The sequence below is a fragment of the Lentibacillus sediminis genome (assembly GCF_002763455.1).
GTDB classification, from domain to species: domain Bacteria; phylum Bacillota; class Bacilli; order Bacillales; family Amphibacillaceae; genus Lentibacillus_D; species Lentibacillus_D sediminis_A.
Window position 1 is genome coordinate 342,925 of sequence record NZ_NIXK01000001.1, and the last position, 13,177, is coordinate 356,101.

Here is a 13,177-nt window from a genome sequence, read left to right on the forward strand (position 1 = left end):
AACCTTGTAAAAAAAGACGAGCCCACCCAGGCCCGTCGCTTTAGCATATTATTTTCCCTCAATTTTATACTGATTATTGTCCTCCGCATACCGGTTATACCGCCGCTGGAACAGCAGAAACACGTGGCTGACGATGACTTTCAACACGGCATAGCCAGGGATAGCCAGGATAATGCCAAGAATGCCGAAAAGATGGCCTGCTGTCAGCAAGATAAAGATAATCGTGACCGGGTGAACATGCAGCCTTTTTCCCATAATCTGCGGGGAAATCAATTTGCCTTCTAAGAGCTGCACGATTGTCCACACAATGATCAGCTTAAACAGCATGAGCGGACCGGTTACGATCGCAATGATCAACGCCGGCGTGATCGCGATGGTTGGCCCGAGGTACGGCACCACGCTGGTGACACTGGCAATCGCCGCCAAGAGCAGGGAATAATCCAGCCCGATGATGACAAAACCGATGTACATCATGACACCAATGCTGAAGCTGACAAGGATCTGCCCCACGATGTACGACCCGAGCTGATGATCAATCCCCTGAAAGACTTCCCGCACATCCGGGCGCATTTTCGGAGGCAGCAGTCCAAGGACATTCCGTGGCAGTCGTTTCCCGTCTTTCAGCAAATAGAACAGGATAAAGGGCAGGGTCACAATCGCGATGATAATACTGGTAAGCTGGGAAATAAATCCGGTGACACCCTCCAGTGTCTGTCCCAAATAGGAAGATAAATTATCAACAAAATTCTGCACCATTCTGTCCACGTTGGAAGCCAGGTCATTATAGTAGCCGGCAAACATGGAGTTGCGGAGCCATTGGTCAGCAGTGTCTGCCACTTGCATAATGAGCTGGGGCAATTCCTCCGCCAGACTTGTAATCTGGCGTTGCAGGAATGGGATAATCAGGAAAATCAATAGCGTGATTACTCCTGCCACTGCAATCATCACAATTGCAATAGCTACGATACGGTTGATGCGGACTTTTTTTTCCAAAAGTCCCACCAGCGGCCGCAGCAAATAATAGGCAATAATCGCCAGAATCGAAGGCAGCGCGATCGTCTCAATCAACACGACAAATGGATGGAAAATGAAGGAGACTTTCGTATAGACCAAAATATTTATACCGATGATCAGCAAAAGCCCTAATATATAAAGCAGATTTCTGCCTCCAAAAAAGCGCATAAATGGTGAAGAATCCCAGCGGTTCATGTTCACGTTCCTCTCTTCTTTTCTCTATATTACTACAGGAAAGGTGCCGCCGAGAAGTCTTGACGACAAGCCTCGTTTCTCTTTTTCGATAAGTTGTTATTTGTTTATTTTATCACATAGTGTGGGAAAAACGAGAACAATTCGTCCACATAGAAATGAAAGGCGAAACTTTTTCGGGACTTCCTACGTAATGATAGTAAAAAGAGGAGGCAGATGTTTTGTACGAATATAAATTTGAGAAAGTCTATTTAAAGACACAAATGGGGTTGGAAGTTCCATTAGATGAATACCAGGATATTATTCATCAGCATGCAGCGGATGGATGGAGGTTCGTGCAGATATTTGCGCCGAGCCTAAAAAACACAGGGCAGTCATCTTATTTTGAGATTATTTTTGAGAGGGAGAAGAAGGTTTAACTGTAATCAAATAGCAGGCTTTCCTGAGAAGAGGAAGCGGAAATGAAAAATAATCCACCGAGCTGGCAGCTCATGGGTGGATTATTTTTTGATTAGATGATTGGCCAGAACCCGCATTAACCAACCCCATTAACCGAATCACGATAAATAATCTGATGCGGAATAATAATCCGCTTTGCCGGCTCCCCCTTATTTGCCGTTTTTTCAATTAGAGCCTTCGCTGACTGGACCCCGAGTTCATAGATCTGCACATCCACCGTTGTAAGCGCAGGCCGGGTGATTTGCGATAAATATAAATTGTTAAAACTCACCAGGGAGACGTCATGAGGTACTCGTACGCCATGTTCCTCCAAGGTGCTCATCACCCCAAGAGCCATCAGGTCATCCGTCACCATAATGCCGGTTGGTACGGTTTCCAGGGAAAGCAGATTTTTCACCGCTTCCCGTCCTCCAGATTTTAGGAACTCCGCATGGATCTTGTATTTGTCACAGGTCGGGATGCCTGCCTGCTGCAATGCTTTTTCATACCCTGCTCCCCGATTCTTCGTGACGAAAAGGTCAGATGATCCCCCTATAAAGGCAATTTTTCGATGTCCTTTTTCAATTAAATGTGTGGTTATTTCTTTTGCTGCGGTGACATTGTCATTATCCACATAGGTAATTTTATTTTCGTTTTCATACGGCTTACCGACAATCACAAAGGGAAAATCCTTCTCCAGCAAAAAGTTAGTCACCCGGTCATTGAGTCGCGAGTACAGCAGAATAATGCCATCGACAACACTGCCGTAAACCAGGCGCTCCACCTCGGAATAGATTTCATCCTCGGTCTGCCCGGTTGACAAGGTGAGCGAATATTCCATTTGATGGGTGACCGACCCGATCCCCCGCAATACTTCCGGGAAAAACGGGTTTTGCAACGCCTTGTCCGCAGATGAAGGCATGACCACACCAATTGCCTTGGACGATTGAACGACCAAATTCCGTGCATTTACATTTGGATAGTAACCGAGCTTTTTCATCGCCTTCCGAACCCTTTTCTTCGTTTCCGGACTGATGCTTGGACTGTCCGCAATCACGCGGGATACCGTGGAAGGGGAAACCCCTGTTACTTTTGCTACATCTTTAATTGTGACCATTGTCTTCCGTCCTCTATGACATCTATTTTTCTTAAGGCTGTTTTCCAAAAGTTTGGGACTGTGGTTATTCATCCCACTAAAAAAATCATTGTTTTCATCATAAAATCTATAAACTGCGACGTAAATCAGTGGGTTTCATGATTGTCGCTGCGGAAATATACTACGCGCACCTTAGGGTGGCTGGTGAGCCCCCTTGTGCTATCGCACGGCGGGGTCTCACCGAGGCCATTTCTCCCGCAGGAGTCTCCGTATATTTCCTCCGCTGACTGATGTGGTTTTTGACTCTACAGTTGTTTATACCAACTAACCCTCTTGATAGTTGATTTCTGCTGCAGGCAGTGGCTTTTCGTAAGCACGGCTCCAGCCTCGGGTTAACAGGAGGTTCCTTTTATCCGTTTTCTGCTTAGGTTTAGACATGTGCTTTCCCGCAGGAGTCGAGTGCCGTCAGCCCCAATCAACCACCAACAGAGTGGATAGCAATTGGTTGCTTTTAAAAAGGCGCACCGTTAGCGGAGGAAATCCCCCGAGACTCCTGCGGGATGAAAAGCATAGGCGAGACCCCTCAAGCGGAGACAGCGCGAGGAGGCTCGGCAGCTTCCCGCGGAAAGCGAGGGGTATTTCAGCAGCGGCAGCCTATGTCACAATTTCCATCAACTGTGAATTACTATATGCCTGCATCTTAACATCTTATATCACGAACTAACCTTTCGTACCCCCTGCAGTCAATCCTGAAATCAAGTAACGCTGCAGATACAGGTAAATAGCAGCAATCGGCAAGGCAACCAGAACAGATCCTGCAGCAAATCGGGTAAAGTTATTGGCGAATTGATCGTTAATAAAATTGTACAGACCAACAGCCAACGTGTAGTTTTCCTGACTGGAAAGAATGATGCTTGGAAGCAGGAAGTCAAACATCGGCATCATAAAATTGAATAACGCAACCACTGCCAAAATTGGCTTTGCTAATGGCAGCATCACACTCCAAAATACCCGCAAATGACCTGCGCCGTCAATTCTCGCTGCTTGGTCCAGTTCACGTGGAATCGTATCAAAATAGCCTTTCACAAGCCAGGCATTAAACGGAATCTGTCCGCCAAGGTAAATTAAAATCAGACCCGACAATGTATCCAAAAGCCCGATCATATTTAAGAAAATATACAACGCAACCATCGCCATCATCACTGGAAACATTTGCAGGAGAAGGAAGACATATAATCCATTTTTCCGTCCGACAAACTGATAGCGGGAAAAGGCATAGGCAACCAGGGATGTGATAACAACACTTCCGACAGCCGTTGCAATCGAAACAATCAGCGAGTTTTTATACCATAGTAAATAGTCACTTTCCGGTCCGAAAAGCCATTGATAATGTTCCAATGAAAGGTTTTCCGGGATCAGGGTGGATGAATAAAGGCTTGTTCCCTGATTCAGCGACATGCCGAATGTCCATATCAGCGGATAAAAAATGACAACGGACACGATCGCCAGTATGACATAAATCGCTGTGACCTCCAGTTTGGATTTTGTTTTTCGGTTCATTATATTTCACCCTCTTCTTTAAAGGATCTGGTTTTCCTGAACTGATAAAAGGCAAATATCGATACAACAAGCCCCATAATTATCGAAATAACCGCAGCCATACTGTAATTATTCGTGTCAAATGTCAGTTTATAGACCCAGGAAATCAGGATGTCCGTGCCACCGGCGTTTTGCCCTCTTACTGGAGGCCCGCCTTCGTTAAACAGATAGATAATATTAAAGTTGTTGAAGTTCTGCGCATACTGCATGATCAATAGTGGTGCTGTTGCAAACATAACATGCGGAAAGGTAATATGACGGAATTTCTGCAAACGAGACCCGCCATCCACATCCGCTGCCTCGTACCAGTCCTTGGAAATACTCTGCAGCACACCGGTAAATAAGGCAAAAATAAATGGAAATCCAAGCCAGGTCTGTATCATGATGACCGCAATCCGGGCGTACAGCGGATCACTTAACCATGGCAAACCTTCTCCGCCGATAAGCGGAATGATAATATCCCGGTTAATCGCGCCAAAATCATCATTAAACATCGCAGAGAAAACCAGTATCGTTACAAATGCCGGGACCGCCCACGGAAGAATTAAAATGGTGCGGATCAGCTTTTTAAACTTAATCCGCGGATCATTTACTAAGAGTGCCAAAAATAATCCGAGGGCAATTTGCAGAGTGGTTGCAACTACCGTCCAAACAATCGTCCAGGAAAAGACACTGACGAACGTATCCTGCCAAATCGGTACAGTGATAAGGTTAACGAAATTCTCAAAACCTACCCAATCCACCAGGTTTCTTGGCGGTGAATTGAAGAGATTATAGTTGGTAAATGCCAAGAGAACCGAAAATAACAGCGGGAAGATGACGACAAAAATCATCAGGAGCAATCCCGGGAATGTCATTAAGTAGGGAAATGCATTATCATAGAATTCCCTGAGAGATTGCCTGAATGATGCTGGTCTCCAGCCATTGCGGATCTTCTCTGCCTGTTTTTTGGCATCGAGCACATTGAACACGTAAAGCGCACCAGCTATCACAAGAATGATTAGCGACAATACACCGAGCACTAAAAGCCGAATGGAATGATCCGTGCCGGGGATGGTACCGAGCGTTCGCAACCCCCAGATGCCAAAGTTAAGGAATTGCAGCAGTGTAACGAGAAATGCTGCTTCGATAATGGCGAAAATAGATCCTTTCAGAAATCGGCGGTTATACAACTGACCCAAACCTGCAAACAGAATCGATAGAATCATCGCTGTCCGCGGATTAGGCCGCCTGTCTTTTGGTTGTTTATTCTTATTTTTGTTCTTCCTATTCTCAGAGATATTCTCTGAGCTTTTTTGGCTAGCAGAAACAGACAAAATGTTCCCCCCTCGAGGCTTTTTACTTCTTAATCAAAATAGAATAATGGGAAGAAAGGATCTTCCCATTATTCAGCAAGACTACTCGGCACCGCTCGCTTGGATATTGGTTTCAATCTGCTGAACTGCTTCATCAAGGACAGCCTGCACATCGTCTCCCTCAGCGATGAACTGCAATGCATTGTTCATTGGCTCCCAGACCTGGTTCATTTGCGGAGTGCTTGGCATTGGGATACCGTTTTCAATTTGCTCTGCAAATGTGGAGAAAATTGGATCATCCAGTGATTCCAGGACGTCTGTATTTGGAGGCAATTCGCCAGCCTGTTCAAAATATGTTCGCAGATTCTCCTGATTTGTCATGAATAGAGCGAGATCCTGCGCCCATTCTTTATTCTCCGAGTAATAGGAGACCATCCATGATTTGACACCGACAAAAGTCTGTCCAGGTTCACCATTAATCGCAGGGAACGGAGCGAAAGACAGACTGTCGCCAAGTGCATCACGATAAGTCGAAATAGCCCAAGGTCCATTAATGACAGCACCTACACTTCCCTCGGTAAATAAACCATCAATGACATCCGCGGTTGTTGCAGGCGGGATGAGACCGGATCCAAAGAAGGACTGGAATAGCTCTCCACCCTCCACGGCACCTTCGTTATTCAATCCAATATCACTTGTGTCAAACTCGCCTGTTTCACCGCCGAAAATGTAAGCACCGTGATTTTTGAAGAATGGGAAAGCAAAATAAAGATCATTTGGTTTCATCAAAAATCCATATTGTTCTTCTGCTTCATTGGTATGTTCTTCGGTAATCGAATGCAGGTCTTCGATCGTTTCAGGTGCTTCTGAAACGATATCTGTATTATAGAAAAGCCCGTAAGTTTCAATAACTTGAGGGACGCCATAGATTTGGGTATTGCCATCATAGTTATAAGTGACGGCATTCACTGCAGCATCGGCATAATTCGCAAGTTGCTCATCGGTTAATTCCAACGGCTCGGCAAGCCCTTGCGCGACCAGATTTCCTATCCGGTCATGCGGCTGAAAGAACAAATCCGGACCATTCCCCTCCGGACCGGCAAGGGACAACTCCTGTACCTGATCCAGCATTGATACCGCTTCCACATTCACTTGAATTCCTTCTTGTTCCTCGTATTTCGCTACGATTTCTTCAATTGCTGCCAATTGAACTTCTTCGTCATTAAACCAGATAGTAAGCTCTTCCGGTTTTTCTGCTGTTTCATCAGATTCTCCGGAGTCTTCCCCATTTCCTTCTGACGTGCTTGTGTCACGGTCTGGAGCACATGCTGCTAAGAACATTCCCAGCAGTAAAACCGCCATCAGTGAAAAGAGCTTGAACTTTCTCTCCATGTTAAATTCTCCCCTTTTGGTTACTAGATTTAAAGATAACGCCAGTCATGTGAGTTAAGGCAGATAGCATATCCCAACGTTTTTATGCAAACGATTGCGTTAATCTTTGAATACATTCTACAATGGTATTATGGAAAATGCAATCGTTTTCATATAAATTTTTTAGGAACCTGAAAAACCATTATATTTGATTTGACTTTATATAAAGCTTGATATATAAATGGATTAATAGTTAAAACAGCAAAAAATATAGGGAATGCCTTGTGGAATACAGTTTTGTAAGATGGAGAGAGTTAGTAAGCAGGGGTCCACCATTATTGCGAAAACGTTTGCCCTGTTTTAATTTAAAAAGACAGCGTTGTCATTTTTATTTACATATTCATTACTTTTTAGAAAGGGAGATGATTTCATTGATCAAAGAAGCGATCTATCACCGTCCGAAAAATAACTTCGCCTACGCCTATGATGAGAATACCTTGCATATCAGACTGCAGACGAAAAAGGATGATGTGAAACGTGTTTCTCTCATTCACGGGGATCCTTATGACTGGGAAGATGGCAAGTGGCAAAATGGCGAGAGAGAAATGATGAAATCGGGATCGACTGCTCTATATGACTATTGGTCTATTGCCGTGGAGCCGGAGTTTAACCGTATGCGCTATGCGTTTAAATGCGAGAGCGGGGAGGAGACCTTGTTTTATACAGAGCGGGGCTTTTTTGCTGTACCACCTGAGGATATCGGCAACTATTTTTGCTTTCCTTATCTGCACCGGCAGGATGTCTTTGCTGCACCGGAATGGGTGAAGGATACAGTCTGGTATCAGATATTTCCGGAGCGGTTCGCCAATGGAGACGCTACATTGAATCCCACGAATGCCCTTCCGTGGGGGAGTGCGGCACCTGAGACGGATAACTTTTTCGGCGGTGATTTTCAGGGAATGATCGATCATTTGGATCATCTGATATCACTGGGGATCAATGGTATCTATCTAACACCGATCTTTAAAGCATATTCCAATCACAAATACGATACGATTGATTATATGGAGATCGATCCGCAGTTCGGGGACAAGGAAACCTTCCGCCGCTTTGTTCGGGAATGCCATCAGCGCGGAATCAAGGTGATGCTGGATGCTGTCTTTAATCATAGCGGATATTACTTTGGACCGTTTCAGGATGTGCTATCGAAGCAGGAAGACTCATCATATAAAGACTGGTTTCATATTCGCGAGTTTCCGCTGAAAACCGAGCCGATGCCGAACTATGAGACATTCGGCTTTGTCGGTTCGATGCCAAAGTTAAATACGGAAAATCCGGAGGTGAAACGCTATCTCCTTGATGTGGCACGTTACTGGGTGAAGGAATTCGATATTGACGGATGGCGGCTGGATGTTGCCAATGAAGTCGATCATGCTTTTTGGCGCGAATTCCGTACCGTGGTAAAAAATGAAAAGCCGGATGCCTATATTTTAGGAGAAATTTGGCATGACTCCATGCCATGGCTCCAGGGAGACCAGTTCGATGCGGTGATGAACTATCCATTTACCAATGGGTTAATCGAGTTTTTTGCAAAAACCAACATGGGTGCTGAAGGATTTGCTGATTCGATTACCGAAGTGCTGCATATGTATCCGGAAAATGTAAATAAGGTGGCCTTTAACTTGCTGGACAGCCACGATACCCCGCGCGTGCTGACATTGGCTGGAGGGAACCGCAAGCGTGTGAAACTGTTATACCTATTTCAAATGTCTTTTACCGGAACACCGTGCATTTATTATGGGGACGAGATAGGCATGGCGGGCGATGGCGACCCGGGATGCCGGGCATGTATGGTTTGGGAAGAGGAAAATCAGGACAGGAAAATGTTTGATTTTCTTAAACAGCTTATTGAACTGCGGAAATCGGATCCGGTCTTTGGGAATGAAGGGGCGTTTCGCTTTTTGTATGCAGAAGACGGGGTCATTGTTTATGAAAAGAGCAACCAGGGGAAAAGGCTGATTTTTGCTGTAAATAATAAGGAGGAGCCTGTTCGTCTTTTTATTAAAGAGGAGTGGAACTTAACAGGCAACAATTTGCAGGAATGGAATATTCAAGGGTTTTCATCCGTAGGCAAAAAAACGGGAGACTTGAGCGGAATTAGTCTGGAAGGACTGTCGTTTCGTATTTTTGAAGTGAGCCATTAAGTCAGCTGCCAATTTGAACAAGGGGGCTTGAGTCGTGAAACATGTCAACGGTTTATATGTAACACTTGTCCTTATGCAGTTTACGGTACTTACAAATGCAACAATCCTGGATAATCAGTATGCAGGAATAACAATGTTCCTGTGCACGGGGGTGTTTATTGTCGGGACTGCTTTTTACGTCAGTGAAAAAAACAGAGACAAAAGCAGAAAGCCTTGAAGCAGGAGTGTTCGCTGAGAGGAACAAGGGATTTTTACAGGAACCCCGCTGGAAATAAAAGCGCCAAGAACAATACAGTTGAGCTAATCAGGCTCATGGAGTGTGAATTTCTGATAAATAGACAGGGCGGGAGCACAGCAAGGAAAAAACTTGCAAGCAAGCAGCAACAAACTCAGTGTTTTCCCGTCACTGGCATATTGACAAAAAAGCACCCAAGGAATAACATGAAGTGTAATCGTTTACAATATAGTGAAAGGAGGTGGGGCTATGGCGACAATCCATGAGGTGGCCAGAAAAGCGGGAGTGTCTGTGGCGACTGTCTCCCGGGTGCTTAACGACCGCCTTAAGGTAACGGAGAAAACAAGAACCAAGGTGGATCGGGCCATCGAGGATTTAAATTATGAGCCGAGCGTGCTCGGACGCAACCTGCGCAATTCGGAAAGCAGACTGCTGCTTGTGATGATTCCCAGCATTTCCAACCCTTTTTATTCCCAGATTATCAATGGAATAGAAGACACGGCCGTTCGAGAGGGCTATAACATCATGCTTTGTGAAACAGACTCCAATCCGGAGCGGGAAGAGATCTATTTTAGTTTGATCCGCAATCGTCTGGCTGATGGAATTATTTCCATGGATCCAACGGTCAATAAAAAACGATTACAAGAATTGGCCTGCACTTATCCAATTGTACAGTGCAGCGAGTATGATGAGGATGGCACCATTCCTCATGTAACCATTGATAATGAACTTGCTGCCTACCAGGCGGTCCGCCACTTAATCAAGCTGGGACAGAAGAAGATTGCTCTCCTCAATTCGGATGAAAAATTCCTCTATGCCAGGGAGCGCCAGCAAGGCTATGAACAGGCAATGCAAGAATTTGATCTGCCAATAAAAAAGGAATGGATCTACAGCTCGAATGCTTTGGAATTTCACAGCGGACAGCAAGCGGTGCGGACACTGATGAGTCAGGCGGACAAGCCGACAGCTATCTTTGCCGTCTCTGATATTCTCGCAATCGGGGCATTAAAAGAGTGCAACATCAGGGGACTGCGCGTACCGCAGGATGTGGCCATTGTCGGCTTTGACAAAATCAGTTTTTCCAACATGACACACCCGGCTTTGACCACCGTGGCTCAGCCAATGTACCAGATGGGCTCGATCTCCGCGGGAATGATTATACGCAAAATCCGCGGTGACAATGTGGAAAGTGTCATTCTCGATCATGAACTGATTATTCGCGAATCAACTTAGAAGGGAAGAGAATACGATGAGCAAAGTAGCAGTCGTTACAGGGGTCAGTCACACCCACGGTATTGGTGCAGCCATTTGCCGCAAGCTGGCGGAAACAGGGACAGCCATCTTTTTTGCCCATTGGCAGGCTGAAGCAGAGTGGCCAAAACAATTTCAAGCTGAACTGGAAAATATGGGGGTATCTGCGGGAGAAGCGGAAATCGACCTTGCTGAACCTGAGGCTTACTCTCAATTGCTGGATGATGTAACGGCGCAGCTGGGATTCCCGAACATTCTTGTGAACAATGCAGCCTATTCCACCAGGGATGGTTATCAAAAACTGGATGCATCTGACCTCGATGCCCATTATGCCGTGAATATGCGGACAACCTTTCTCTTGTGCACGGAATTTGCCCGGCGGTTAGAGGCTGGGGATAAATCGGCGGCCCGCATTATCAACATGACATCAGGCCAGCAGCAGGGACCAATGCAGGAAGAGCTTGCCTATGTTGCAACAAAAGGAGCGATTTCTGCCTTTACCCTCAGTTTGTCGGCAGAGGTGGCATCGCTTGGGATTACTGTGAATGCCGTCAATCCGGGGCCAACGGATACGGGATGGATGACAGAGGAATTGAAGAAGGAACTCATACCTAAATTTCTGCTGGGAAGAATGGGGCAGCCTGGTGATGCCGCACGACTTGTTGCATTTCTGGCAAGCGAGGAAGCAGGCTGGATCACTGGCCAGGTTATAAATTCCGAGGGCGGTTTTTTGCGGCAGTAGCAAGCATTTCAGCTGCCTTCCGCAGTCAATTCGACAATTTTCTCACAAAAAGTATTGACATCCAATTTTATCTGCGTATAATATAAATCAAATGTAAACGATTTCAATAAAACGCTTTTGCAGAAAGGAAATCCTTTCCCAGCAAAGCGTTCCTGCTGAAATCGTTAAAAAAAGGGGAGGAAACATGATGAACTGGAAGAAAGCAATGTGGGGTTTTTTACTTATCGCAATGATTGCATTCCTTGCCGCGTGCAATAGTGAAAGCGGAACCACAGAGGGAGGAGAAGGAGACACTTCTTCAGAAGGCAGCTCAGGAGAATCAGGGGGAGAAGAAACTGCAGCTAGCGAAGAAGAAGTAACCATTGTATATGCAAGGGGAACGGACACGACCCCAGCGACCGAGGAACTAATTAAAGCTTTTGAAGAAGCACATCCAAATATTAATGTGGAAGAGCGGGAAATGCCTGCGGATACTGGTGAGTCGCACGACCAATATGTAACCATCTTCAGTTCGCAAAGCTCGGAAATCGACGTATTTAATGCCGATGTGATCTGGCCGGCAGAATTTGCCCAAGCCAATTATGCACTTGAGCTTGACCGCTTCATTGAGCGGGATGGGATTGACTTGGAAACATATTTCCCGGGAACTGTTGCTGCCGGTCAATTTAATGGCAGAACATGGGCTATGCCGCAATACACCGATGCCGGGGTATTTTATTACCGCACAGACATCGTAGAAGAACCACCGGAAACTTGGGACGAGCTGATCGAGCAAGCAAGTGAACTCCAGGGTGAGGCTGGTACAGAGCATGGATACCTGATGCAGGCTGCTCAGTATGAAGGTCTGATTACCAATGCAATTGAATTTATCGCTTCATACGGCGGAGCGGTTGTTGATGAGGACAACAATGTCGTCGTAGACAGCCCGGAAACTGTTCAAGCGATTGAAAAAATGCAGGAAATCGTCGGGTCCGATTTCGTGCCGGAGAATGTACTGAACTTCATGGAAATCGAAACGGAAAATGCCTGGATTGAAGGCAATGCTGTATTTGCCCGCAACTGGCCGTACATGATGTCTTCTTCCAATGATGAAGAGCGTTCTGAAGTAGTCGGCAATGTGGCAATGTCAAGACTTCCTGCTGGTCCAGAAGGAAGCGCTTCAGCACTTGGCGGATGGATGTCAATGATTAACCGTTACTCGGAGCATCCGGAAGCAGCCTGGGAATTTGTAAAATTTATTTCCGGCCCGGAAGGACAAAAAATCTCGGCAGTAGAAGGCGGTCGTCCACCAACCTTGAAAGCGTTGTATGACGATCCGGAAGTACAGGAAGTAAGTTCGTTATTCGCCGATCCGGAATTCCGGGAAGTATTGCAGAATGCAGTGCCGCGTCCGGTATCTCCAATCTATCCGGAAGTCTCGGATATCATGCAAATTGAGCTGTCCACTGCACTTGCGGGTGACCAGACAGCAGAAGAAGCTGCCGCTAACATGCAGGCGAAAATCGAAGAAGCGATGGCAGAATAACAGTTTTAGAAGTTTACTTGAGGGCAAGGTGGGTGAAATCTCTCATCTTGCCTTTCTCTTTAATAAGTGTTCAAAAAGGAGGATAACAAGGACCGAGAAGTTCGAGGCGGCGTAGTTTCGAGTAGCGGAGTGTATGCATTTAGATACATGAGCAGACGCTCTTGCACGCAGGAAAAGTGGTTTTCTTTTCCAAGGAACGGAGAAACAAGCCAACG

The 13,177-nt window shown here is 45.8% G+C and carries 11 protein-coding genes; 6 read left to right on the forward strand and 5 right to left on the reverse strand.

Annotated features, from left to right (window positions below; translation table 11 throughout):
• Positions 1–48: 48 nt before the first annotated feature.
• Positions 49–1,209: an AI-2E family transporter gene (locus CEG13_RS01635; protein WP_100010019.1), complete on the reverse strand. Its 1,161-nt coding sequence runs from the start codon at positions 1,207–1,209 to the stop codon at positions 49–51.
• 218 nt (positions 1,210–1,427) lie between these two features.
• Between CEG13_RS01635 and CEG13_RS01640 the strand changes: the two genes are divergently transcribed.
• Complete coding sequence (locus CEG13_RS01640; RefSeq protein ID WP_100010020.1) at positions 1,428–1,625, forward strand: DUF4177 domain-containing protein; 198 nt, start codon at positions 1,428–1,430, stop codon at positions 1,623–1,625.
• Between the two features lie 116 nt (positions 1,626–1,741).
• Here the strand turns inward: CEG13_RS01640 and CEG13_RS01645 are convergent, their stop codons facing one another.
• The 4 genes from CEG13_RS01645 to CEG13_RS01660 form a co-directional block, all read right to left on the reverse strand.
• Positions 1,742–2,761, reverse strand: coding sequence for a LacI family DNA-binding transcriptional regulator (locus CEG13_RS01645; RefSeq protein ID WP_100010021.1), 1,020 nt, complete (start codon positions 2,759–2,761; stop codon positions 1,742–1,744).
• A gap of 699 nt (positions 2,762–3,460) precedes the next feature.
• On the reverse strand, positions 3,461–4,300 hold the full coding sequence (locus CEG13_RS01650) for a sugar ABC transporter permease (RefSeq protein ID WP_100010022.1): 840 nt from the start codon (positions 4,298–4,300) through the stop codon (positions 3,461–3,463).
• Positions 4,300–5,547: a carbohydrate ABC transporter permease gene (locus CEG13_RS01655; protein ID WP_100010547.1), complete on the reverse strand. Its 1,248-nt coding sequence runs from the start codon at positions 5,545–5,547 to the stop codon at positions 4,300–4,302. Before CEG13_RS01655 ends, CEG13_RS01650 begins: the two co-directional genes overlap by 1 nt.
• 189 nt (positions 5,548–5,736) lie before the next feature.
• Complete coding sequence (locus CEG13_RS01660; protein WP_100010023.1) at positions 5,737–7,026, reverse strand: sugar ABC transporter substrate-binding protein; 1,290 nt, start codon at positions 7,024–7,026, stop codon at positions 5,737–5,739.
• 410 nt (positions 7,027–7,436) lie between these two features.
• Between CEG13_RS01660 and CEG13_RS01665 the strand changes: the two genes are divergently transcribed.
• From CEG13_RS01665 to CEG13_RS01690, 5 genes are all read left to right on the forward strand, one after another.
• Entirely contained in the window at positions 7,437–9,209 is a 1,773-nt protein-coding gene (locus CEG13_RS01665; protein ID WP_100010024.1) for a glycoside hydrolase family 13 protein, read from the forward strand.
• A gap of 34 nt (positions 9,210–9,243) precedes the next feature.
• Positions 9,244–9,426, forward strand: coding sequence for a hypothetical protein (locus CEG13_RS01670; RefSeq protein WP_100010025.1), 183 nt, complete (start codon positions 9,244–9,246; stop codon positions 9,424–9,426).
• 267 nt (positions 9,427–9,693) lie between these two features.
• Positions 9,694–10,677 (forward strand): LacI family DNA-binding transcriptional regulator, encoded by a 984-nt coding sequence (locus CEG13_RS01680; RefSeq protein WP_100010027.1) that lies wholly within the window; start codon positions 9,694–9,696, stop codon positions 10,675–10,677.
• Between the two features lie 16 nt (positions 10,678–10,693).
• On the forward strand, positions 10,694–11,437 hold the full coding sequence (locus tag CEG13_RS01685) for an SDR family oxidoreductase (protein WP_100010028.1): 744 nt from the start codon (positions 10,694–10,696) through the stop codon (positions 11,435–11,437).
• Between the two features lie 184 nt (positions 11,438–11,621).
• On the forward strand, positions 11,622–12,962 hold the full coding sequence (locus CEG13_RS01690; RefSeq protein WP_420843781.1) for an ABC transporter substrate-binding protein: 1,341 nt from the start codon (positions 11,622–11,624) through the stop codon (positions 12,960–12,962).
• Positions 12,963–13,177 lie beyond the last annotated feature (215 nt).

Excerpts from the sequence above, each read along its gene's own strand:
- CEG13_RS01635 (WP_100010019.1), bottom strand. The coding sequence starts at position 1,209 with ATGAACCGCTGGGATTCTTCACCATTTATGCGCTTTTTTGGAGGCAGA.
- CEG13_RS01645 (WP_100010021.1), bottom strand. The coding sequence starts at position 2,761 with ATGGTCACAATTAAAGATGTAGCAAAAGTAACAGGGGTTTCCCCTTCC.
- CEG13_RS01650 (WP_100010022.1), bottom strand. The coding sequence starts at position 4,300 with ATGAACCGAAAAACAAAATCCAAACTGGAGGTCACAGCGATTTATGTC.
- CEG13_RS01655 (WP_100010547.1), bottom strand. The coding sequence starts at position 5,547 with ATGATTCTATCGATTCTGTTTGCAGGTTTGGGTCAGTTGTATAACCGC.
- CEG13_RS01660 (WP_100010023.1), bottom strand. The coding sequence starts at position 7,026 with ATGGAGAGAAAGTTCAAGCTCTTTTCACTGATGGCGGTTTTACTGCTG.
- CEG13_RS01680 (WP_100010027.1), top strand. The coding sequence starts at position 9,694 with ATGGCGACAATCCATGAGGTGGCCAGAAAAGCGGGAGTGTCTGTGGCG.
- CEG13_RS01685 (WP_100010028.1), top strand. The coding sequence starts at position 10,694 with ATGAGCAAAGTAGCAGTCGTTACAGGGGTCAGTCACACCCACGGTATT.
- CEG13_RS01690 (WP_420843781.1), top strand. The coding sequence starts at position 11,622 with ATGATGAACTGGAAGAAAGCAATGTGGGGTTTTTTACTTATCGCAATG.